This is a genomic window from Methanolapillus millepedarum (genome assembly GCF_032594115.1).
GTDB lineage: Archaea > Halobacteriota > Methanosarcinia > Methanosarcinales > Methanosarcinaceae > Methanolapillus > Methanolapillus millepedarum.
Map to the genome: position 1 here is coordinate 1,476,855 of NZ_CP131060.1, position 23,569 is coordinate 1,500,423.

Sequence of the window (23,569 nt, forward strand, 5' to 3'; positions counted from 1 at the left end):
GTCTTGGTTATTTTAGACGGCTCCTGCGACGGCTTTAATGGGTTCTCTGAATTCATCAATTGTTCCAAAAACGTCTCCGATGATGGCGGACGTGGATTCAATGGTGAACATCTGAGTTCCGGCGTCGAGTGAAACGGCTGCGGCGACACAGGGGATGGCAAATCCTCTGGAGTGTCTTGTAACGACGTGGTTACCGTTGAAGATACCCGGTCCACCGCCACCGTAAATGGAGTGGCTGAAGAAGGAGAATCCGACGGACGCACCCTGAACTTTACCATAGTCACAGCCCGGAAGGCCTGTTTCTTTTTCAAGGATGTCGTTGAAGTAGAGCATGGTTGCGGCAACGTCTTGTGCGGCACGGGAGGCACCACAGTTGACCATGGTTGCGGCAAGGGTTCCGACAGCGGCACATGCGTTCCACATGGCGACGTCGTTTGCTTTGTAGAATTTGTATCCGGACGGGCCGGTTTTGTCGACGGTGATGATTTTTGCTTCAATTGCACGGTTGACAACGGACTCAACGACGGTTCCGATAGTTCCGGACTTTCCGTTTTCTTTGACGATCTCGTAGACCAAGTTGTTGGCGTTTAAGCCCTGGTAGGCTAAGCCGAGGAGTTGGTGTCTTTCGAATTCGCCAACAGCACCGCCCATTTCAAAGATGCCGGCTTGCTCATAAATGGAGGAGAGCGCGGCTGCGTTCATCGCATTTCTTTTGGTGATAGCGGCAACGTGATTGGATGTGATGTTTCTGAGCGAGTATCCGAGACCTTCGTTGTTTTGCGGGATGTCGAGAATTCCTTTGATCGGGCTTCCGGCCATACCGACGGTTTGCGGGTAGCTGCCCCAAATGGCGGCTTTGACCATCATGGAGTCGTACATGTCGGTGTTGTATGTGTCAAGAATCGCTTGGGTAACTGCGGCGGCAGTGACGGTCATGGAGGTGGTAGAGTCCGCACTCGCTATTAATCTGGAGGTTGGGACTTGGACCAAGAGTTGTTTTCCGCCGGCGAGGGGCTTTACAACTGTGTCGTCGCCTGCGTCAACTTGGACGAGCTTTTTGATGGCGTCGGAGAGCGCGCCTGAGTCCGCAACGATTTTGTACTCAAGTTTGCGTCCGAGAATTTGCTTTGCAGCGCCGCCCATCTTTCCGGTGGAGAGTGATTTCTCAATTCCGGCAAGGTTGACTGCGACCGATCTTTTAGTGTCCATAATGATTTTTTGGACTGCCTTGTTTTTTGTCGGGGCAAGGTCTCTAATGTTGACATTGCTCTCTAAGAGTTTTCCTCTATCGCTGTAGATATCTACTGTGTCAGACACGGATATATCCTCCTTAAATATTTAAAACAAAAATTGGCTATGATAAAAAATTCAAAAAGCAGAGATAATATCACTGCACTTCTTTACCATTCCAATCATCTATCCAATTCGTAAGTTTTATACTTAAAGCTTTTGAGATTTGTTAACCAAAAATCATTTTGAAAATCGGTGAGCGAATACGACAAAATATATTTTTAGCACGGGGTATTATTTTGAATTGAAAACGTGTTAATACTTTGAATCTCGGTCATTTTTTTTAAAAATCGTTGTTTTTTTTCAAAACCATCAATTTATTGAATCAAAACATTTTTAATTAATGTTTATGTATCCGTCAAAAAACGTCATCAACCATTTTCGAAACAGAAGAATTATTTTATGCAAATTTTTATTTTCGGTTTGAATTCTTTTATTTTTCTTTGAATTCTTTTTGCCGAAAAATAGTAATGATCTATCATTATGTTTTGTTTCTATTTTTTTCGATTCTTTTTGTTTTGTTTTTTTGAAAGGGCGGGGTGCACGTGCGTTATTGCGACACATTTTTTGAAAAATAATCAAGTTACGGGTCGGTTTGTTTATTTTTTACATTTTGTGGGGACGTTTTTAGTAATTTGTCATGCAACTTCATCAAATATTGAAAATGGTTTCCATCGGTCACTGAAAATATGTCCCGATTCTTTCAAAATCCCAAGCAAACCATCCCGGTTAAACAGACGCGATGCGTCTGTTTAACCGGATTTCAATGAAATGAATGAATTTCATAAACAGCTGGTGCAATCGGAACAGTCAACGGCAGGTGCAATCGGAACAGTCAACGGCAGGTGCAATCGGAACTGTAAACGGCAGATGCAATCGGAACAGTCAACAGCAGATGCAATCGGAACTGTCAACGGCAGGTGCAATCGGAACAGTCAACGGCAGGTGCAATCGGAACAGTCAACGGCAGATGCAATCGGAACTGAAAAATACAGGCAAGCACCAAATGGTTCAGATGGCGGATTTCCGTCCTTCATTTCCCAAGCACATATTATTAATAGAAGACTTTTCTTTTTTCTGTCATGGATATCTTGATCGATGTTGGTGGAAATCCCGGGGTGGATTGCCGTGGATTTTGTCAATATTGCTATTTCAAAAAAGTCAAAGATGCCGAACCTCTCGGCTGCAAATATTGTCTTCCGTTTAAAAAAGGCTGTGACTACTGCACGCGAAGCGTTCGGGAATCATATTCCGGGTTTAAGCCGATGCGCCAGGTTTTGGATGAAACGGCTCAAAAACTCTCACAAGCAAACCCGGATGACATCACTGGATTTATGATCACCGGCGGCGGCGACGTCAGCTGTTATCCTGATTTTTATTCTTTGCTTTCTTTTTTGTCCGAATTCGGGCTTCCGGTCAAAATCGGCTACACCAGCGGGAAAGGTTTTTTGGGAAAAGAAGCGCCGGTTTTGCTCGGCTCAGGCGTTTCCGAAGTTAATTTTACACTTTTTGCATCCGACCCGGCGCTTCGGCGTGAATATATGCGCGACCCCGAACCCGAAATGTCGCTGGCGGTTTTTGAACAATTGTGTGCCGGCTGCAGCGTTTATGCGGCGATTGTTCTTGTTCCGGGCATCAACGACGGCGCCGTTTTGGATGAAACGCTTTCCTGGCTTGAAAAAGCCGGCGCTAAAGGCGCGCTTTTGATGCGGTTTGCCAACAGTTATGAAAACGGTTTGATTCTTCGAAACGAACCGGTTATGCCGGGGATTGTGCCGCATACGATTCCGGAATTTTCTGAAATTGTGAAAAACGCCGCCAAAAATCATCCGAATCTCCGAATTTCAGGAACGCCGCTTTGCGATCCGATTTTGGATTCTCCGTTTGCGATTCGTAATGATTCAAAAGCTCTTCTCAAACTGCCGAAAATCACAAAAGAAGCGACCGTCATTACCGGAAAGGCCGCAGAACCTCGATTAACTGAAATTTTTGAAAAACTCGGCGGACTTGTCAATGTTGTTGCCGTTCCTAAGGACATCGGCTGCTTGATTACAATTGAAGATTTTAAGAGATTAAGTCCGAACGATATGAAAAAGATTAAGGAAACGGTTTTTATTCCGGGACGTGCGTTTGTGCATGACCGCGAACTCAAAGAATTTATGGAATCCGATGGCCTCAATCGAATTGTTCGACGAGGGCCGGACACGCTTTCAATGGACGGGGAAATGTCGGCCGGCATGACACAGGAAGAAATCATTGAGTTTGAGGTTCAGGCATTTTCAGAATTGATCGACCGAATCAATTCACTCGGTCTTCCTCCGAAAAAAGATTAAAACATAATCTTATATATAATTTATTTTATATAATAAAAAGCCGGCAAAATCGATTGATTTCGCAATTATTTCGGTTTCTGCTATCTTGGTTTCCCATAATTGCTTTATTTCAATCGATTCGTAACCGGTCGCATATGCTAAAAACGTTGCAAAAACGAAGGACCCATAATCCAAATGCATGCAAAAATTCACAAAACGGAAAAAAGAAAAACGGTAACAAAGTGTCTTAAAAAAAAGAACAACAGAAGAACAACAGAAATTAAAACGGACCAACTCGCAAATCCAATCATATCCACGAAAAGCATTACAAATGACCGCACTAAAAACGCCTTGAACAATCAAAATAAATCCATGTGCGGAACGGTGAAAAATCTTATGTCCGGACGATTATTCCCCGTTTAATACGGGGACATTTTTATATACTATCTATGTTTTTATACCATCGGTATATCCGTTAATCCGGATTTTTTATAAAATGCATTGGGTTGGAATATTTTATGAAAAATTCATTTCAATATTCTCAATAAATATTATAAAATAAAGGTAAGGGTACTCATGAAAAATTTTAAAAACTTAATCTCAATTCTCTTTGTTTTTTTGGTTTTGCTCTCATTGGCGAGCGTTGCCGTTGCAGCCGATCCGATTGGCGGCGACAAAGGCACGTATGTCATTAAAAGCAATGTTGAAGGTGCCAATGTCACATTAATTGACATCAATGGAAATGCAGCTTATAACGGTACGATCAAAAACGGTCAAGTCTCCGTTCCGGTTTATTTGACCGGAACACCGGTTGAAAAAGTTAAAGTCGAAGCGGACGGATACACCACCGCTGTTGTGACCATCAGTGACGGTTGCCGCCCGGCCGTTAACGGAACAGCGACCATCACGGTGAACCTTGAAAAGAAGACCGTTCCATGGGTTCCGATTATCTTAATTATCTTGATCATTATTTTGATCATTGCCTATGCTTACCTTTACTACAAAGAAAAAAAGGAAAAGACACTTGGCGGACTTAATTAATCAATCTTAAGTTCTAACCCCACTTGAGACAGGATAAAGCTTTGGCTTTATCCTTTTTTTAACAAAAACTTAACATTCACTATTTTTCAAATCTGTTTTTAAAAAACCATTTTCAACTTTTTAAAAAATCATTTTTTCAAACATTTTTTAATTTCATTAATTCTGAATTTATTTAATTTCATTAATTCTGAATTTATTTAATTTCATTAATTTCTCAATTTATTTAATTTTATTAACGTCTAAATTTATTTAATTTTATCAACTTCTCATTTTTTTCATTTATGAGGTTTTTTGATCTCCTCTTTGACACAGCATTAATCCTTATTTTTATTGCTCTTATTAAAATACATAAAAATAAATAAAATCTTTAATAAAATATAAATAACATATTTACTATTTAATAAATATCTTTTAATAATTTTGTCCTGCCGTTAAAAGAGTTCAATATACGCAGAGTGACTTTATTAAAAGTATTATATGAACCCATTACAAAATTCAAAAAATTAAGATTAACGATTAAAATTTAGCAAATAAATTTCGATTCAATGTTCAGGTTGGAAATATTGTGAGAAGTATCAAAAAAATATCATCCCTTTTTATCGTTCTATTTATTTTGTTCGCTCTTTCCGGTGCAGCTTTTGCGGCGCCGGGCAGCGATCAAGGTGATGTTCGCGTCAATTGTAACGTGAACGGCGCCATCGTTCAGCTCCTGGCATCAAATGGCAGTGTTCTTTATACGGCCACCATCCAAAACGGCTATGCCGTCATTCCGGTTTACACAACCGGAACGCCCGTTACCGAAGCCGTCATTTCCGCCGACGGTTATCAAACGGCTGTCGTTTCCGTGAATTCTCCGGCATCCGGTCAGACCACAACCGTTTCGGTCAGTTTGGCTCCGACAGACAGCGGCGACGATTATAACGGTGAAAATATTGCTTTCATTGAAGTGGATTGTAATGTCAACGGCGCGCTTGTCCAGCTTGTTAACGCAAACGGAATGATTGTTTATACCGGTTCGATTCAAAACGGCTATGCTTGGTTCCCGATTTACATTCCGGCCACGCCGATTACGGAAATCCGTGCGTCTGCCAGCGGTTACTACAACACCAGCGTGCCGGTGTACACCTATCCGATGGATCAAGGGCAAGTCGTTACTGTTAATATTACTTTGTCTCCGGTTTCCCAGCCGAGCAGCACCAGCACCTACATCGTCAATTGTAATGTCGATGGCGCCAAAGTCACTTTGATTAACACGAACGGCCAAGTCGCTTACACCGGATACGTGACCGGCGGGTCTGTCACCATTAATACGGACAGCAACGGTCCGACCATTGCTGAAATTATGGTCGAGGCCGGCGGTTACCAAACCGAGACCATTGCGATTACAAACAGCAACCGTCCGGCTCCGGGAACATCCGACACATTTAATGTTGATTTAGAGACCGACAGCATGTCTTCCATGACCTGGATTTGGGTTGCTTTGGGCATTGTCGTGATTGTCATTGCGGCAGCCGGCGTGTACTATTTCTATACCACGTCGAAGAAATCGGAAAATAAATAATTAAATAACTCATAAAGTAAAGCCAAGTTTGTGAAAAACAGGCCTCTGCCTGTTTTTCCGATTCTATTTTCATTTGCAGGCGTTTCTTCAGTTTGCGGGCGTTTCTTCAGTTTGCGATGTTTCTTCATTTGGAATTCTGTTTCAATTTTATTTCAATCTTTTGAGTTGCTCATCCAAATCTATATCTATTTCTTCGACTAATTTGCAGTAGCATTGCAAAAAAGTCGAGATATTTAAAAATCACGTGAAGAAGGGTTAACATGTATTTTGAAAGAACTTTGTCCGGCGTCCTGAAAAAAGTGACGGCGACATTTCCGGCGGTCTTGATTACCGGGCCGCGGCAAGTCGGCAAAACGACTCTTTTTGAAAAAAACAAGGAACTCGGGAGAACTTACGTGTCTTTGGATGATCCTCAAATTCGTGAACTCGCCCAAACCGACCCGAACTTGTTTCTTCAAACATACAAAACACCGCTTCTCATTGATGAAATTCAATATGCTCCGGAACTTTTCCCTTATATTAAAATGGCCATTGACCGGGAAAAGAAAAAAGGGTTGTTTTGGCTGACCGGTTCGCAGCAATTTCAAATGATGAAAAATGTTTCCGAAAGTTTAGCCGGGCGGATTGCTATTTTGGAACTGCAAGGTTTGTCTTTTTCCGAAAAACAACAAAAACCCGAATCTGAACCATTTTTGCCGGACGGCGGTTTTAAAAATAAACAACAGACGGATATTCGTCAAATCTATGATTTGATTTTACGAGGGTCTTATCCGGAATTGTTTGCGGTGCCGGATTTGGATAAAAATATATTTTACGCCTCTTATCTCAAAACATACATTGAACGAGACGTCCGCGATTTACTTAACATTTCTGACGAACACAGTTTTCTCAAATTTATGAGAGTTGCCGCCTCCCGAACCGGGCAACTTTTGAATTACAGCGATTTGGCGAAAGACGTCGATGTGAGTGTTAATACCATCAAGTCTTGGATTTCTATTTTAGAGACGTCCGGTCTCATTTATTTGCTTCAGCCCTATTACAATAACATTGCCAAAAGAGCAACAAAAACACCGAAAATGTATTTCTTAGACACCGGACTATGTTGCTATCTCAGCGGATGGGACAATGCAGACGCCTTGTCAAACGGCGCGATGAGCGGTGCGATTTTGGAAACATATGTCGTTTCCGAAATTCTGAAAAGTTATTGGTATAACGGCAAACAAGCCGGGTTTTACTTCTATCGGGATAAAGACAAAGATGAAATTGATTTGCTGATTGAGCAAAACGGTACTTTTTATCCGGTTGAAATCAAGCGAACAGCTTCACCGCATCAAAAAGACGTCGCCAATTTTGAAATTTTGGAAAAAATAGGACTCAAAAAAGGAAAAGGCGCAATCATTTGCTTTTATCAAAATTTGCTACCGCTAACGAAAGACGTGAATATCATTCCGGTCGGATACATCTAACCAATGGTTAAAAATTTGGTTTTATTTTTTGATTTATAATACAACCCAATTTATTGACTAATTTGCAACGTCATTGCAAATTAGTCGGACTTTTGTATAATTCCGTCTTTTCGATCTGTTTTTAAATATTTAATTTTCGGAATCTTTCATTTCTCTTTTAAATTTCCCGAATTTTCAAACTTTCCGGAAGCATCAGCAGAAACGGAAGGCAGCGTTCATCATCAATCGTCTCGTAAGACAGCCCGGTCAGCGTATTGACATTGTACCGGTCTTTATTTTCAAAATAATATTTTTCGGACGGCAGTTTGACAAAACAATTTCCGAGTTTTTCTTTTAAAAACCATTTTTCGAGCAAAACCGCAGCTTTGACATTGTTTGCCGTAAACGGATGAATTTGAATCACTTTCAGGTGAATGAGTGTCGCGTGATAAAAAATTTCGGAAGCGGAAAGATCTTGTTTGAGCAGCAGAGTGATTTGATTAAAAACAGCTGACATGAGCGCGCCGACATACTCCGGCGCCGGCGGCGCATAAACGCGCTTCCCGCGTGTGTTAAATATGGCAACCGGCACACGACGGTATTCAACACGCGGCGTTTTTTTGTTCGGTCCCGACAAAATTCCGGACAAATAATGAACCGCTTCATGAAAATTCTTTTCCGTCAGTTCTTTTTCAAAAACAACATGATACGCCAAAATCGCCCGCTCGATTTCCTCGACGGTCGGTTCATATAATTCCGGAACCGCTTCTTTTTCTTTGATAACGTCCGTCTTTTTGTCCAAATTCCACAAATAAAAGGCCAGTAGCATGAGAATTTCGTTGTCGGAATCTTCAAGTTCGGTTGCGGTCGGGAAATCTTTCTCAAAATCATTGATTAAGGGTCTCAATTTCCGTCCGGCGGCGTCGTTGAATTTCATAAAATACTTTTTATCGGCCACATCCATCCTGATTCCTCCTCTTTTCAAATCTTTCCGCTTTAATCATCTGAATCTTTAAAACATTATCTTTCTCACACCGTTCTGAGACACAGGGATTCATTTCAACAATAGGTGTGCCGGAAACAGGTATGGAATCTTTGCGGCGGATTATGCGGCGGGTTATTATCATAAGGTTTATATCCGATATTGCCTATTTGTTGCTCTGTGTCCTGATAGGGTAGTGGATATCCTGGAAGCCTGCGGAGCTTTCGACCTGAGTTCAAATCTCAGTCGGGACGTTTCTTGGCGGTCGTTTTTCTGCAAAACGGCCGCCGTTTTGTTCTTTTATTGATAAAGTTAAGTTGCCCCGATAGGGTAGTGGATATCCTGAGAGCCTCCGGAGCTTTCGACCTGAGTTCGAATCTCAGTCGGGGCGCTTATTTTTAAAATTTATATTTCTTCATTCTTTTTTTCATTTTTCTTCTGATTGTTTGTCTGTTTTCTTCTTTTTTCAGATTGGTTTATAATTTATGAGTTCATTTAATCCAAAATTCTAAAACTATATTATTATCCATTTATTCAGATCATTCAAAATGATTCAGCAATTCATTCATCGACAATGATTCTTTCGGAGCATTACTAAAATGGCAGAAACGTCAGCACATGACAAATATGAATTCAAAAAAACGCTTGAGATCCTTCGCGACAAGCACGGGCGCAGTACCGAATTGGTTTCTCTTTACATTCCGCCGGACAAACAAATTTCGGACGTTGCCGCCGATCTTCGTGAAGAACACAGTCAGGCGGCCAACATCAAGTCCAAACTCACCAAAACAAATGTTCAAGGCGCGATTGACTCTCTCCTGTCCCGGCTGCGCTATTTGGACAAGGTGCCGGAGAATGGAATTGTTTACTTTACGGGCGCTGTTGATATCGGCGCCAACAAAACCAGCATGGAAAGTTATGTCATCCACCCGCCGGAACCGATTGTGACGTACAAGTATCACTGCAACTCCGAATTTTATCTGGAACCGCTTGAGGAAATGTTAAAGGAAAAAGGAACGTTCGGACTTTTGGTTTTGGACCGGAGAGAGGCCACCGTCGGGCTTTTGACCGGCAAAAAAATTGATTCTTACCGCCGATTGACATCCACCGTTCCCGGAAAACAAAGAAAAGGCGGTCAGAGTGCGCAGCGTTTCCAAAGCCTTCGTTTGATTGCGATCCATGAGTTCTACAAACGCATCGGCGATGCTGCCAGCGAAGTTTTTTTAGCGGTCGAACCCAAACATTTTAAAGGTATTTTAATCGGCGGTCCGTCCCCGACGAAGGAAGAGTTTCAGGATGGCGAATTTTTCCATCACGAGCTCATGAAAAAAGTTCTCGGGCTTTTTGATATCGCTTATACGGACGAATCCGGCCTTTACGAACTTGTCAATGCCGCCGGCGAAAAATTGGCGGACTTAGAATTGATGGAACAAAAAAACATCATGAAAGGCTTTTTCAAGGAACTCATCGCCGAATCCGGACGCGCGTCTTACGGTGAAAAAAGCGTTCGGTCCAACCTTGAAATCAACGCGGTTGAAACGTTGATTTTGTCCGAAGATTTGCGTGCCGAAATTATGTCGTCCGTTTGCCAAAGCTGCGGCGAATACAACAATAAAACGCGTATGTGGCGTCCGGGAGAACATGTTCCGGATATGGGAACTTGTAAAAAATGTGGCGCCGTTCTTGAAAATATTGAAATCAAAGATGTTGTTGACGAACTTTCCGAATTGGCCGACAAGTCCAATGCCAAAGTTTATTTCATTTCCACCGATTTTGAGGAAGGAAATCAGCTGATGTCGGCTTTTGGCGGCGTCGTTGCCGTTTTAAGGTACAACACCGGCCAGTAACAGCCGCCGGGTTCGTGCGGCAAAAAACAAAAATACGGGTTGAGGTGAACTTATGACGTTTTCAAAAACAATTGTCTTTCCGTTGTCTGTCAAAGAGAAACCGAATCCGGCCGATCGGATGGTTTTTGAAACCGTTATCGAGCACGCTGCCGCGGCGTTGATGAGCGGTCAAGTCATCGCTTTTCCGACCGATACGGTTTACGGCCTTGGCGCGAGCGTTTTTGATGCCAAGGCGGTTGAAAAAATTTATCAAATAAAAGAACGGCCTTCCGAAAAACCGCTCAGCGTTCTGATCGGGTCCGCCGACGATATGAAACAAATCGCTGCGGATGTTCCGGCAGTTGCTCTTCTTTTGGCGGAAAAATTTTGGCCGGGGCCGCTGACCATTATTTTAAATAAAAACTCCAAAATTCCCGACAATGTCACTTGCGGTAAAAAAACGGTTGGCCTTCGCGTGCCGAACCATCCGGTCGCTTTGTCGCTGATTCAGAAAACCGGTCCGCTTGCCTGTCCAAGTGCGAATCTGTCCGGGAAAAAAGATCCAAAGTCCGCCGCGGATGTTTTGGCAGATTTGGACGGCAAAATTGACATTTTAATCGACGGCGGCGAAACAAAAATACAAATCTCTTCCACGATTATTGATCTGACGGAAAATCCCCCTAAAATTCTCAGACAGGGCGGGCTTTCCATTGAATCTATCAAAGAATGTATCGGAGATCTCCAATGAAATCGGAAAAGAAAGAAAAAATCAAAAGCCGGCAGCAAGTAGCTCAGCTGGGCGAATCGGTTCGTATTTTAAATATTATCAACTTGGTTGTGATCGTTGGCGGTGTGCTTCTTTATTATTTCAGCACCGGAGCACTCATGACAAAAATCGGTTCCGGACTCATTATGGCGGGAGCCATTATGGTCGTCGCCACCATTGTTATTCAATTGTATTTCACGTCAAAATTGCGGAAAAAGAAATAATTTAAAACGTCATTCAATCGGAAAAGCCGTATTAATCAGATGAGTTGTTCATTGTTTTTTGAATCGGGTGATGGAAATGGAAAAGAAATTAGCGGTCAGCGACGATATGGCGGACTATTTCAGCCGTCTTGAGTCGAAGCTGTTTCTTGAAATTGAAATTGCCGATAAAGCCCGTTCAAACGGTGAAGATCCGCATCCTCATGCCGAAATCCCACTGGCAAAGGACTTAGCCGACCGTGTGGAAAATTTAATCGGTGTCTCCGGCGTTGCCGTTCGACTCCGAGAAATTGAGCTTGAAGGCAAAAATCGTGAAGAATCCGCTCTGTTGATTGGTAAGGAAATTGCGGAAGGAAAAGTCGGAAAGTTTCGGGACAAACAGGAAGCGGTCGATGCCGCAATCCGTGTTTCAATGGCGGTTTTGACGGAAGGTGTCGTTGCGGCGCCGATTGAAGGAATTGCCGAAGTTAAAATTGACAAAAACAATGACGGAACTGAATATTTAAGGATTTATTATTCCGGACCGATTCGAAGTGCCGGCGGAACCGCGCAAGCGCTTTCGGTTTTGGTGGGCGATTACGTCCGGCGCAGCATCGGGCTTGACCGGTTCAAACCCCGAAAAGAGTTGGTGGAGCGTTATGCGGAAGAAATCCGAATTTACAAGCGGACGGCTTCGCTTCAATACTCCCCGACGGACGATGAAATTCGTTTGATTGTTGAGAATTGTCCGGTTTGCGTGGACGGCGACGCGACGGAAGACGCTGAAGTTGAAGGTTACCGGAATTTGCCGGAAATTCCCGGAAACCGCGTTCGCGGCGGAATGGCGCTTGTGGTGGCGGAAGGCATGATTCTAAAGGCGCCAAAAGTCAAAAAACACGTCGATGCTCTTGGTATGGATGGCTGGGAATTTTTGGATAAATTGATCGCAGGCTCCAAATCCGGCGACGATGACAAAGACAAAGCTGACGCCGGAAAAGTTGAAACAATTAAGCCGGGGCAAGTCACCAAGAAAATTAAGCCGAAAGACAAATATCTTCAAGATTTGATTGCCGGGCGGCCTCTTTTTTCACACCCGTCCCGTCCGGGCGGTTTTCGTCTCCGCTATGGGCGCGCCCGAAATACATCCTTCGCCGCCGCCGGAATCAGTCCCGCTTCCATGAGCCTTCTCGGCGATTTTATCACCAACGGAACACAGCTCAAAGTCGAACGTCCCGGAAAAGCGGCCGGAATGGCGGCAGTGGATTCGCTAGAAGGACCGACAGTCCGTCTCAAATGCGGCGATGTGTTTCGAGTGGACGACGCCGAAACGGCCGAAAAAATCAAACCCGAGTTGGACCACCTGATCGACCTGGGAGAGATTTTGTTCAATTTCGGAGATTTTCTGGAAAACAATCATCCGTTGACGCCGTCTCCTTATGTTTTCGAATGGTGGATCTATGATTATGAAGACGGATACCGCGTGGAAGCGGACAAAAAAATAAAAGGAGAGCCGACAGATTTTGATTTTGAAAAGTTTCCGAACCCTCAAACAGAAAATGAATCGTCTCCTTATCTTGAAATTTTAGACCGGCTTTTGAATTTGTCCGCGGAAGATGCCGTTTTACTGACCAAATATGGAATTCCGCTCCATCCTCGCTATGATTATTTGTGGCACGACCTTTCTTTGGATGATTTTTTCCGGCTGGCCGCTTTTGTTTCTGAAACCGGAAAACTGGCGGAATATAATCCGCCAGCACTGGATTTTGCCGGAACGGCTTCATTTGGGGAGTTGCTGTCGGATTCCCGATTTGCCGGGAAAGTTTGCCTGACTCTTCCTGATGAGGCGGCAGCCGATTGCGGCATCAAATCTCTTCTTGAAAATATCTTGCTCCCGCATATCATCCGCTTTGTTCCTGAAAAAACCATATTGATTCAGGATCCGGTTCCGTTTCTGTGTTGTTTGGGCCTTTGGAAAAACGGGAAAATTCAGCCTTTCGATTCGGCGGCGGCAACCAAAATCTTTGAAGAAAACGGCGCGGATACATGTCTTGAAGCGGTCAATTTGTTGTCCGGGATGATTGTCAAGCCACGGGCCCCGTCTCGAATCGGTGCCCGGATGGGGCGTCCCGAAAAGTCAGATATGCGCAAAATGTCGCCGGCGGCGCAAGCTCTTTTTCCCATCGGCGATCAAGGCGGAAAAACGCGAAACATTGTTGATGCTTCCGAATACCGTGAAACCATGAACAGTTCGACCGGCCAAATTAAGGTAAAAATGGGAACCCGGACTTGCCCGCGGTGCGGCCGGGAAACGCATAAATGGCGGTGCGGATGCGGCGAATACACGACTGAGAAACTTTTCTGCCCGCGCTGCGTGATTGAAACAACGGAAGATAAATGTCCGAAATGCGAAAAACCAACGACGGGTGTTCGGATTGGAACGATTGAGTTTCGCCCGATTTATAAAGAAGCGATCGAACGGCTGGGTGTCCGGGATAATTTTGATATGATCAAGGGCGTCAAGGAATTGATGAGCCGCTCACGAACGCCGGAACCGCTTGAGAAAGGAATTTTAAGGTCTCTTCATGATGTTTATATGTTTAAAGACGGGACGGTCCGCTACGACATGTCCGACATCCCGCTCACGCACATCCGGGCGGATGAGCTTGGAATTACGGTAGACGATTTGAAAAAAGCCGGTTATAAAAAAGATATTTACGGAAACGAATTAACGGATCCGAGCCAAGTGGTTTGCCTTTTTGTTCAGGACCTGGTGATTTCAAACGATTGCGCCGATTATTTGGTCAAGACGACCCAATACATTGACGACTTGTTGGTCCGGTATTACGGTGTTGAGCCGTACTACAAATGTGAAAAGAGAGAAGATTTGATCGGCGTTCTTGTGATCGGTCTTGCGCCGCACACGTCGGCCGGTGTTTTGGGTCGGCTGATTGGCTTTACCAGCGCGTCTGTTGGCTTTGCGCATCCGTATTTCCATGCGTCTAAGCGCCGGAACTGCGACGGGGACGAAGATTGTGTGATGCTTCTCTTGGATGGTCTTCTCAATTTTTCCCGGGCATATTTGCCGGACAAACGCGGCGGACAGATGGACGCGCCTCTTGTTCTGACGATTCGGATCGATCCAAATGAAATTGACAAGGAAGCGCATAATATCGATATGTGTGCCCGCTATCCGCGGGAGTTCTATCTCGCGACTGAAAATTTCAAAAATCCGGGCGAGATTTCAAAAATGATGGACCTCGTGAGCAGCCGCTTGAAAACAAATGATCAGTATGAAAATTTCATGTACACGCATCCGACGACGAACATTGCTAAAGGTCCCGCTTATTCCGCGTACAAGACGCTTGAAAGCATGACAGACAAAATGGACGCGCAATTGAAATTGGCGGAAATCATCCGGGCGGTTGACGAATCCGATGTTGCCGAGCGTGTTTTGAAGTCCCACTTTTTGCCCGACATTACCGGCAATTTGCGCGCCTTTTCCAAACAAACGTTCCGCTGCATCAAATGTGAAGCCAAATTCAGGCGCCCGCCGCTCACGGGAACGTGTCCGAAATGCAACGGCGGAAATGTGATCTTGACGGTCCACGAAGGCGCTGTTCGGAAATACGTTGAAGTTTCAAAGCAGGTGGCGGAGAAGTATAATGTATCCGTTTACACAAAGGAGCGGATTGATTTGTTGGAAAAAGACATTGAAGATACGTTTGAAAATCACCGGATTAAAAAGACGCAGCTGTCGGATTTTATGTAAAAAAAATTCCTACGCTTCGCTTCGGAATTTTGTTTTTTATGGCGGTCTGCGCGCGCGTTATGGCGACACATTTTTCTAAGTGTCGAAAAAAACAGGGGTTCGTTTTGATTTTATTTTTAAAGCCTGATGCCTCAGTTTTTATTTTTGATTTTAATTTTAGTCTGTTACTCTTTTTGATTTCAAGCAAACCATCCCGTTTAATCAGACGCATAGCGTCTGATTAAACGGATTTCCATGGAATGAATTGGGTACAGTGATGGCAGATGCAATTGGAAAATAGAAAACCGCAGATGCAATTGGAAAATAGAAAACCGCAGATGCAATTGGAAAATAGAAAACCGCAGATGCAATTGGAAAATAGAAAACCGCAGATGCAAACTGAAAATAGAAAACCGCAGATGCAAACTGAAAATAGAAAACCGCAGATGCAAACTGAAAATCAAAAGGTTCCGATTTTCGGAACCTCTGGAATCCGGTTTAGATTAAACGGCCGCTTTTTCTTCAGGCGGTGCTAAAACGCTTGGCGCGATTTCTTCCGGGTCATTTGGATCGACCGGGTCCGGATATAAAACCACCAATTGCTCATAACAAGATGTCAGAATGATCTTACAGAAAATATAAAGCGGCATCGCAAATATCAGTCCGAAAACCCCGAACAATTTCAGTCCGGCCAATGCCAATATGACGGACGTAAACGAACTCACTTTGATGCCGATGTTTGACGTCACGACGTTTGGCATAATGAAGAAATAGTCGAACAACTGAATGACGATGATGATTCCGATGACGGCAAGCATGGTGTTCATGCCGAAATTGTAGGAGTAAACCACAATCGGCAGCGCCGGAATCACGAATCCGATGTACGGCGCGGTATTAAATATTCCCATCAAGACACCGCTGATGAGCCAATGCGGAAGACCTGCGATATAAAACCCGATGCAATAGAGGAATGAAATGATAATCGCTTCCAAGATTTTCATCGACATGTAGGTGTCCAAGTCTTTGAGAATTTTCTTAATTGTCTTCGCGACGCCATCTTTGTATTGGTCCGGCGCGTACGATACAATTTTGTCGCCGATGTATCCTTTTCTTTTAAAGTAAAATCCGGTCATAATCGGAATCACCAACAAGGTCGCAAAGATGATGGAAATCATCATTGAAATCGAGCTTTTGGCCATCGTCAAGATACCGCTTCCCGACACCAACATGGACCGGATCAAATCCCGCCAGGTGAATGAAAAGTTAAACGGCTGAATTGATGAATTGCCGGTTGTGTTGTTACCGGACACATTGTTGGCAGTTGCGTTGCTGACGGTTGTGTTGTTGGCAGAAGTGTTTGTCGTATTGCTGGCCGGCGGCGGAGGCGTATTATTTTCACCGGTGGCATTTGGATTGGTTGTGTTGTCGTCTATTCCGGGAACAAATTCAACAACGGAAATGTTGGTTAAATTTTCAGCGATATCTCCGGCGGTTGTGTTATAATCAGCGTTGAGTTCGTCTAAACTTTCCGTAAAGCTGTTAAAATAATCCGAGAAATAAGCGGCTTGGCTGACAACCAAAGCGCCCATGGTCAGAAACGTGACAATGAGAATGCCGGCAATCATAACTTTTTGTTGGTTTTTCGTATAATTTACCGTCATCTTGTTGAATATTTTGAGCAGACGCTCAATGAAAATAATGGCCAAAAGACCGATGACCAAGGCGATGAAAACGACTCTTAAATAAAAGACGAACGAAACCATCAAAACCAAGAGCACGAAAACAATAAACATGTACTGCCAAACTTTCTTATTGACCGATAACTCCATTGACTCACCAAGTTTCGTTTAAAGATGTGAATAAAATTAAAATATTGTTTGATAAACTTATTTTTATTTAAAACAACATAGTCTTTAAAGTAAATTTTAATATATTAATTTATTTAATTTAATGTTTTTGTTTTTATTTTATTCCGTTTTTATTTTGTTTATTTTATTTGTTTTATTTGTTTTGTTTTTTTGTTTTATTTTGTTTGTTTTATTTTATTGTTTTATTTTGTTTTATTTTGTTTTATTTTGTTTTATTTTGTTTTATTTTTTTGTTTTCAATTTTAATACATTTGATTATTCTCTTTTGAAAGCTTTTAAATCTTTAAAGCCCGTTTTATATTTTATGTCAATGACCATCGGACTCGCCGGAAAACCGAATGCCGGCAAATCAACATTTTATAAGGCGGCAACGCTTGCGGACGTTGAAATTGCCAATTATCCGTTTACAACGATTCATGCCAATCATGGCGTGACGTATGTTCAAACCAAATGTCCATGCCTTGAACGCGACGCCCGCTGTCGCAAATGTGATAACGGAATCCGTTACGTCCCGATTGACATTATCGATGTGGCCGGTTTGGTTCCGGACGCTCACAAAGGAAAAGGTCTTGGGAACGCTTTTTTGGATGACCTTCGGCAAGCTCAAGCCATCATTCATGTTGTTGACGCATCCGGGGGAACCGACGCGGAAGGAAATCCGATTGACATCGGCACCGGAAGTCCGGCCGCGGATGTGAAATTTTTGGACTATGAACTGGAAATGTGGCTTTTTGAAATTCTGAACCGCAACTGGTCAAAGTTATCCCGAAAAATTAAAGCGGAAAATCTCAAATTGGAAGAAGTCATCGCCGACCAATTGAGCGGCGCCGGAATTACGGTTGAGCATGCGCTTTTCGCGCTTCACGAAACAAAGTTGGGGAACAAAGAAGCTCAACATTGGACGGAAGAAGATATGGTCACGCTTTGTCAGGTTATCCGAAAGGAAAGCAAACCCATGATTATTGCGGCCAACAAATGCGATGTGGCGCCTGAAAAAACAAAATCCGAGTTGTCAGACGTCGGAAAACCGGTTATTTTTATCAGCGCAGCGGCAGAACTGGTGCTCAAATCGGCGTCAAAAGCCGGTCTTATCAAATACATTCCCGGCGACGATCATTTTGAAATTTTAGGAACGCTGACGCCCGCACAGGAAAAAGGCTTGAAGTCGGTGGAGCATTTGCTTCAAAGCAATCACGGAACCGGCGTTCAAAAGTGCATTCATGAAGCCGTTTTCGGTATTTTGGACATGATTGTCGTTTATCCGGTCGAAGATGAAGGCAAATGGGCCAACAAAATGGGAGAGATGCTTCTGGATGCGTATTTGGTGAAGCGCGGGTCGACATGCAAGGATTTGGCGTACATGATTCACACGGAAATCGGCGACAAATTTTTGTATGCAGTCGACGCCAGAACCAAAATGCGTCTGGCTGAAAAGCATGAGATGAAAGACGGCGACGTGATTAAAATCGTGTCAACGGCAAAATAAAACAGATTCAGATAAAATTTTTATCGTCGTTACAAACCGACGTTCCTTTTTTAATTTTTTTACCGTAAACCGGTTGCTTTTTTTCGAACTCTTTTGCCGTACGCCGATTGCTTTAGCGCGCGGCAACGTCCCTCTAATAAATATCATAAAATTTCAGCCAAATTAAGGGACAAGCGCCACGATTCCTTTATCCGGCCGGTAAACATCTCCCTTTTGGATCAGTTTTTGAAGCATTTCTTGGAATTTTTCAGGCTCAAGTCCTTTTTCTTGACAATAATATTCACAGTCGGCAACGATGAGCGGTCCCTTTTCCCGAAGGATTTCGCAAATGATTTCATCGGCCTTTTTGGATTTTGTTTTCAGCGGCGTTTTTGTTTCAAATACGTGATCGTTTGCGTGGTAGACTGTTCCGTCTTCTTTTCTTTGGACCGGAATTCCATCCGGTTGGTTCGCCAGTTCGGCTTGAAGCTGAGAACGAAGGAAGACGGCTTCTTCTCTTTCCTCAAAAGAGCCCAAAACGCGCAAACTTTTTGTTTGAATGATTGACGAGCAACGCTGACAACGCACGGTTTTATGTCCCGGCTCAAGCAGCTGCGCGTTTCTTTCGCATTTCGGACAAACAAAGACGAGATACATTTTTCCCCTGATTAAATTGAATTTTAAATTGAGTTTTTAAAATTGAAAAATGAAACGAAGAGGTTATTAAACGCCATAACGCCGTTGCCGGGCTTTAAAATCCGAAAACGCTTTGTCCAAATCCGCCGCTGTCAGTTCTCCCAGGCTTTTTTGAACAAAAACATATTCCGAATAAATCGTTTGCCAAATCATAAAATCCGTCAGCGTTTCTTCGTGGCAGGATAAAACCAAATCCGGCTCCATCGGCAAGAATAAATTTTCGGAAATGAATTCTTGAGCGCCTTCCGGCGTCATATTTTCAATATCGATCAATCCGTTTTTACTTCTTTGGACCAATTCGGAAAGGATTGTTTTTAGTTCTTCGCGGCCGCCGAGTCCCAATACAAAGTAAACTGAAAAATCATTCAACTGATCGGGTTTTGCCGAAACGGCATAATGGTTAATCACGGTTGCTTTTTCAAAAGTTTTTTCGATTTCCGCCGTCAAAAAGTGAATCAAAAGATTCTTTTTTTCATCGCTGATTTCATCCGAAATATTGATGTGAAAAATGATGTTTCGAATGCCGGATTCCTGAATAAATGAAATATGGCGGCCTATTTTGGATAGGGCGTTCTCTTCAAGGTAGTCGCACTCGTTTGCCGTGATTAAAAGCGTTTTTAAGACGTTTCCCATATTTTCAAACCTTACCGATTTTTCAGAATTCCGGATTCTTTTTTTAAATTTTGATTATTCGATTTTTTAGATTTTAGATTTTTTGAAATTTAATTTTTTAATTTAAATTTTCCTTTGATTATTTATATGAACATCCCGTGTATTTTATTTTAATCTGTACATTGATATTCGTTCTTAAAGTTTCGCTTTCAAAAGACAGAAAACAGGTGGAGAGTTTGGAAAATAGGATTCGATGCGCTTGGGCCGGTAATGATGTGTTATATCAGAGTTATCATGATAACGAATGGGGACGTCCTGTTCATGACGATCGTCTTTTATTTGAAATGCTGATTTTAGAAGGCATGCAGGCCGGACTCAGTTGGATCACGGTTTTGAAAAAGCGGGACGCTTTTCGGGACGCTTTTGACAATTTCGACCCGAAAATTGTTGCCGGTTACGGTGGCGATAAAATTGAACAGCTCATGAACAATTCCGGCATCATCAAAAACCGTCTCAAAATCAATTCTGCCGTTGTAAACGCTCAATCTTTTTTGAAAATTCAGGCAGAATTCGGTAGTTTTGACCGTTTCTTGTGGGCGTTTACAGACGGCCAACCGATCCAAAATAGTTGGACATCTGTGTCGGAAGTTCCGGCGCAAACGGAATTGTCCGACAAAATCAGCAAAGAATTGAAAAAACGCGGGTTTAAATTTGTTGGATCGACCATTATTTATGCTTATTTGCAAGCGGTGGGCGTTGTCAACGACCATACGGCGGATTGTTTTCTGTATGACGGATGTATCCGGTATTGACAATTTTTTGTTTTTGATTGGGTCAGCTGTTTATCGTTTCAGATGACTTCTATGGTTTCCGATTTCTTGATCTTTCAAAAACATCCCCCCGTTTCTTAAATTCTAAAACAAAATGTGTCGCCATAACGCGCGTGCAACCGCCCGTCAAAGAACGAGGAAAGAAAAAAGAAACCGTTAAAATGAATTATTTCTTCAAAAGCGATTGCCCGGTCATTTCTTTCGGAATCTCAAGTCCCATGATCTCAAGAAGCGTCGGCGCAATATCACATAATTTTCCACCCTCTCTTAAGGTGCAAATGGCTTTTCCATCTTTTTTATTTTTGTCGCTCACATAAATGATTTTCACGGGATTTGTCGTATGAGCCGTATGCGGTTTTTTGTTTTCGTCCACCATCTGTTCCGCGTTTCCATGGTCCGCTGTAATGATGGCAGCGCCGTCTTTTTCCAGGATTTTTTCCACAAGAATTCCGGCACATTCGTCCACAGCCTCCACAGCTTTCACGGCCGCCTCAAAAATACCGGTGTGACCGACCATATCCATGTTGGCGAAATTCAGGACGATCAACTCATATTTGTCCTCGTCAATCGCCACCAAAAGCGTTTCTGTCACTTCGTAAGCGCTCATCTCCGGCTTTTCATCATAGGTCGCCACCTTCGGAGACGAAATCAAAATCCGGTTCTCTCCGGCATTCGGCTCTTCCACGCCGCCGTTAAAGAAGAACGTCACATGCGCGTACTTTTCCGTCTCAGCAATCCGAAGTTGTTCAATTCCGCAAGACGACAAATACTCTCCAAGCGTATTTTTAATATCTTTGGGCGGATACGCAATCGGGATGTCAAGTTCTTCGTCGTATTGCGTCATGCACACGAAAAAAACATCCGGCCGGGTTTTGCGAACAAATCCGGAAAATTTGTTGTCCGGAAGCGTCATCGCATATGTCAGTTGGCGCGCACGGTCCGGACGGAAGTTAAAGAAAATCACGGAATCGTTATCGGAAATAATGCTGATACGTTTTTCGTTTTCCATAAGTACGATCGGTTTCACGAATTCGTCCGTTTCACCTTTCTCAAACGACTTTTGAAGCGCGGATCTCCAATCTTGCGTATAAACAACTTCTACTGGACTGTTCGCCGCCGGATTTCCGGTCAGAACATCATATGCCGCTTGCGTCCGTTCCCAGCGTTTGTCGCGGTCCATCGCGTAATACCGTCCCATGACGGTGGAAAGTTGTCCGATATTTTCCCGTTTCATGAATTCTTCCAAATCTGAAAGGTCAGCCATGGCGGATTTTGGCGCCACGTCCCGTCCATCCAAAAAGGCGTGAACAAAGACGCGGTCTAATCCTTCTCTTTTCGCAAGGAGAAGCAGTGCCTTTAAATGGTTCAGGTTGCTGTGAACGCCGCCGTAAGATACAAGTCCCATCAAATGAAGCGCCGACTTTTTCATTTTGGCGTTTTCGACTGCCGACAGAAGCGTCGGGTTTTTGAAAAAAGTTCCTTCTTCAATTTCCTTGTTAATCAGCGTCAAATCCTGATAAATCACACGTCCGGCGCCCATGTTGAGGTGACCGACTTCGGAATTTCCCATCTGGCCGGCCGGAAGGCCGACGGCGGTTCCGGACGCTTCGCAAAGACAAGTCGGGTAATGCTTTTCAAAAAAATCCAAGTTCGGCGTATTGGCGGCGGCGACCGCGTTTCCGAAATGAGCGGATTTAAAACCCCAGCCGTCCAAAATCATGAGGAGAAGCGGGGATTTTTTAGAAAAATTATTTTTTGAATTCACAATATTTGTCATGCGTAAAAAAGAGAAACCAAAGAATTTGAATGTTTCTTTGAATTTAAATTTGAAATGTTTTCTTAGAGTTGTTTCGCTCTGTTTTTATTTTTATGTTCCGTTTATGATGACGGTTCGCCACATGTGTATAAATTCACATTCGGGTTCATGTTGAAGTTCAGATTCTTTTTGAAATCGGAATCGTCTGTTATGTAATTGAAACAATTTCGGCTGCATCTTGAATCTACGGCGAAAAAATCAATCGGATCATACAGGTGGGTGTCAAAACTTGAAACAAACGCTTCAATATCTTCGATTTCAACCGAATCGCCTTCAACGGAATAATTTTGAACGATTTGTTGAAGAATTGATCCCAATTTCATTTTGAGTTCTTTTCTCTCACGATGATTACGGCGGTAGCGTTTCAATTTGATTTTACAGTGATTTTCTTTGCAATAATTTTCATATTCTTTTTTTTCAACAACATGCAATACTTCTTGAAGATTTAAAGATGAGATAAACAATGGATTTCCATTGTTCTTTAAATATTTCATAAATTCCGAATAAATTTTAATTTTGTTTTCATTCTGTAATTGATCGTCATCCATACAAAAATAAAAGAACATTTGCATCAATAAAATATTTCTCTTTTGGGTCAACTGTTCCACGGAATGGAATTTGATAAATCATTCGGAAACCCCCAAATCTTCCATCATTTCCCGAATACATTGTGTGTGTATCTCTTGTTCTTCGGGGGTCAAACGGTAAAATTTAACAGCAGTCCGATAACACTGATTGTACACGAGATTACCCAACTCCGACAAGTTTTCAACTTTTATTTTTGATTCATATTCATCAGGTGTCATCGAGCCCAAATGTCTGATCAATGCAATTTTAAAAAATAATGCTGTATATGAGTCAATATTTGAAAAATCAATGGCAACAGATTCTCCTTTGTCCAATATTTGATCAACAGCCGATTGAATAACTTCACCATCACTGTATGAAAACCCTTCCGAAATGTAATCTTTTGCTTTAATCTGAATCATCTTTCCTTTCCCCTACGTTAAAAATTTTGGATATTTAGTGGGATGCGTCTGTCTTATAAATCAGTTTCGAAATTTTCAAAAAGAATAAATTTAAATACTGTTTTGAAAACCGTTTTTATAAT

19 protein-coding genes and 2 tRNA genes are annotated in these 23,569 nt (G+C 42.8%); 13 read left to right on the plus strand and 8 right to left on the minus strand.

Going from position 1 to position 23,569, the window contains the following annotated elements; translation table 11 throughout:
* Positions 1-12 precede the first annotated feature (12 nt).
* Entirely contained in the window at positions 13-1,317 is a 1,305-nt protein-coding gene (gene mcrB / locus MsAc7_RS06810) for a coenzyme-B sulfoethylthiotransferase subunit beta (RefSeq protein WP_338102167.1), read from the minus strand.
* 744 nt (positions 1,318-2,061) lie between these two features.
* Here mcrB and MsAc7_RS06815 point away from each other — a divergent pair.
* The 5 genes from MsAc7_RS06815 to MsAc7_RS06835 all read left to right on the plus strand — a co-directional run bounded on the left by MsAc7_RS06815 (position 2,062) and on the right by MsAc7_RS06835 (position 7,670).
* Positions 2,062-2,385: a hypothetical protein gene (locus MsAc7_RS06815; protein ID WP_338102168.1), complete on the plus strand. Its 324-nt coding sequence runs from the start codon at positions 2,062-2,064 to the stop codon at positions 2,383-2,385.
* Positions 2,373-3,623, plus strand: a complete 1,251-nt coding sequence (mmp10, locus tag MsAc7_RS06820) for a methyl coenzyme M reductase-arginine methyltransferase Mmp10 (protein ID WP_338102169.1) — start codon at positions 2,373-2,375, stop codon at positions 3,621-3,623. Before MsAc7_RS06815 ends, mmp10 begins: the two co-directional genes overlap by 13 nt.
* Positions 3,624-4,178: 555 nt before the next feature.
* Positions 4,179-4,643, plus strand: coding sequence for a hypothetical protein (locus MsAc7_RS06825; protein ID WP_338102170.1), 465 nt, complete (start codon positions 4,179-4,181; stop codon positions 4,641-4,643).
* Positions 4,644-5,208: 565 nt separating this feature from the next.
* Complete coding sequence (locus MsAc7_RS06830) at positions 5,209-6,204, plus strand: hypothetical protein (protein ID WP_338102171.1); 996 nt, start codon at positions 5,209-5,211, stop codon at positions 6,202-6,204.
* Positions 6,205-6,464: 260 nt separating this feature from the next.
* Positions 6,465-7,670 carry an ATP-binding protein gene (locus MsAc7_RS06835; protein ID WP_338102172.1) on the plus strand — a complete coding sequence of 402 codons (1,206 nt, stop codon included), beginning with the start codon at positions 6,465-6,467 and terminating at the stop codon, positions 7,668-7,670.
* Positions 7,671-7,827: 157 nt separating this feature from the next.
* Here MsAc7_RS06835 and MsAc7_RS06840 read toward each other — a convergent pair whose 3' ends face one another.
* Positions 7,828-8,613: a Fic family protein gene (locus MsAc7_RS06840; RefSeq protein ID WP_338102173.1), complete on the minus strand. Its 786-nt coding sequence runs from the start codon at positions 8,611-8,613 to the stop codon at positions 7,828-7,830.
* A gap of 200 nt (positions 8,614-8,813) precedes the next feature.
* Here MsAc7_RS06840 and MsAc7_RS06845 point away from each other — a divergent pair.
* From MsAc7_RS06845 to MsAc7_RS06870, 6 genes are all read left to right on the plus strand, one after another.
* Positions 8,814-8,885 (plus strand) — tRNA-Arg (locus tag MsAc7_RS06845).
* Between the two features lie 65 nt (positions 8,886-8,950).
* A tRNA-Arg gene (locus tag MsAc7_RS06850) sits at positions 8,951-9,022 on the plus strand.
* 208 nt (positions 9,023-9,230) lie between these two features.
* A complete protein-coding gene (gene prf1, locus MsAc7_RS06855; RefSeq protein ID WP_338102174.1) occupies positions 9,231-10,478 on the plus strand; it encodes a peptide chain release factor aRF-1 in 1,248 nt (415 codons plus the stop codon).
* A gap of 52 nt (positions 10,479-10,530) precedes the next feature.
* A complete protein-coding gene (locus MsAc7_RS06860; protein WP_338102175.1) occupies positions 10,531-11,205 on the plus strand; it encodes an L-threonylcarbamoyladenylate synthase in 675 nt (224 codons plus the stop codon).
* Complete coding sequence (locus MsAc7_RS06865; RefSeq protein ID WP_338102176.1) at positions 11,202-11,447, plus strand: hypothetical protein; 246 nt, start codon at positions 11,202-11,204, stop codon at positions 11,445-11,447. The genes MsAc7_RS06860 and MsAc7_RS06865 overlap by 4 nt, the downstream gene beginning before the upstream one ends.
* Positions 11,448-11,523: 76 nt before the next feature.
* Positions 11,524-15,192 carry a DNA polymerase II large subunit gene (locus tag MsAc7_RS06870; RefSeq protein WP_338102177.1) on the plus strand — a complete coding sequence of 1,223 codons (3,669 nt, stop codon included), beginning with the start codon at positions 11,524-11,526 and terminating at the stop codon, positions 15,190-15,192.
* Between the two features lie 482 nt (positions 15,193-15,674).
* On the opposite strand, the gene MsAc7_RS06875 is transcribed toward MsAc7_RS06870, so the two are convergent.
* Positions 15,675-17,000, minus strand: coding sequence for an AI-2E family transporter (locus MsAc7_RS06875; protein WP_338102178.1), 1,326 nt, complete (start codon positions 16,998-17,000; stop codon positions 15,675-15,677).
* A 343-nt stretch (positions 17,001-17,343) separates the two neighbouring features.
* Here MsAc7_RS06875 and MsAc7_RS06880 point away from each other — a divergent pair, with 343 nt between their 5' ends.
* The gene (locus MsAc7_RS06880) at positions 17,344-18,525 is read left to right on the plus strand and encodes a redox-regulated ATPase YchF (RefSeq protein ID WP_338102179.1); all 1,182 of its coding nucleotides are present in this window, start codon (positions 17,344-17,346) and stop codon (positions 18,523-18,525) included.
* Between the two features lie 162 nt (positions 18,526-18,687).
* Here the strand turns inward: MsAc7_RS06880 and MsAc7_RS06885 are convergent, their stop codons facing one another.
* On the minus strand, positions 18,688-19,161 hold the full coding sequence (locus MsAc7_RS06885; RefSeq protein WP_338102180.1) for a DUF5817 domain-containing protein: 474 nt from the start codon (positions 19,159-19,161) through the stop codon (positions 18,688-18,690).
* A gap of 66 nt (positions 19,162-19,227) precedes the next feature.
* Positions 19,228-19,833, minus strand: a complete 606-nt coding sequence (locus MsAc7_RS06890) for an undecaprenyl diphosphate synthase family protein (protein ID WP_338102181.1) — start codon at positions 19,831-19,833, stop codon at positions 19,228-19,230.
* Positions 19,834-20,048: 215 nt separating this feature from the next.
* Between MsAc7_RS06890 and MsAc7_RS06895 the strand changes: the two genes are divergently transcribed.
* Positions 20,049-20,624, plus strand: coding sequence for a DNA-3-methyladenine glycosylase I (locus tag MsAc7_RS06895; protein ID WP_338102182.1), 576 nt, complete (start codon positions 20,049-20,051; stop codon positions 20,622-20,624).
* A gap of 184 nt (positions 20,625-20,808) precedes the next feature.
* Here the strand turns inward: MsAc7_RS06895 and gpmI are convergent, their stop codons facing one another.
* The 3 genes from gpmI to MsAc7_RS06910 form a co-directional block, all read right to left on the minus strand.
* On the minus strand, positions 20,809-22,419 hold the full coding sequence (gpmI, locus tag MsAc7_RS06900) for a 2,3-bisphosphoglycerate-independent phosphoglycerate mutase (protein WP_420847451.1): 1,611 nt from the start codon (positions 22,417-22,419) through the stop codon (positions 20,809-20,811).
* A gap of 101 nt (positions 22,420-22,520) precedes the next feature.
* Complete coding sequence (locus MsAc7_RS06905; RefSeq protein WP_338102183.1) at positions 22,521-22,781, minus strand: hypothetical protein; 261 nt, start codon at positions 22,779-22,781, stop codon at positions 22,521-22,523.
* 303 nt (positions 22,782-23,084) lie between these two features.
* Complete coding sequence (locus MsAc7_RS06910; RefSeq protein ID WP_338102184.1) at positions 23,085-23,447, minus strand: STAS-like domain-containing protein; 363 nt, start codon at positions 23,445-23,447, stop codon at positions 23,085-23,087.
* Positions 23,448-23,569: the final 122 nt, after the last annotated feature.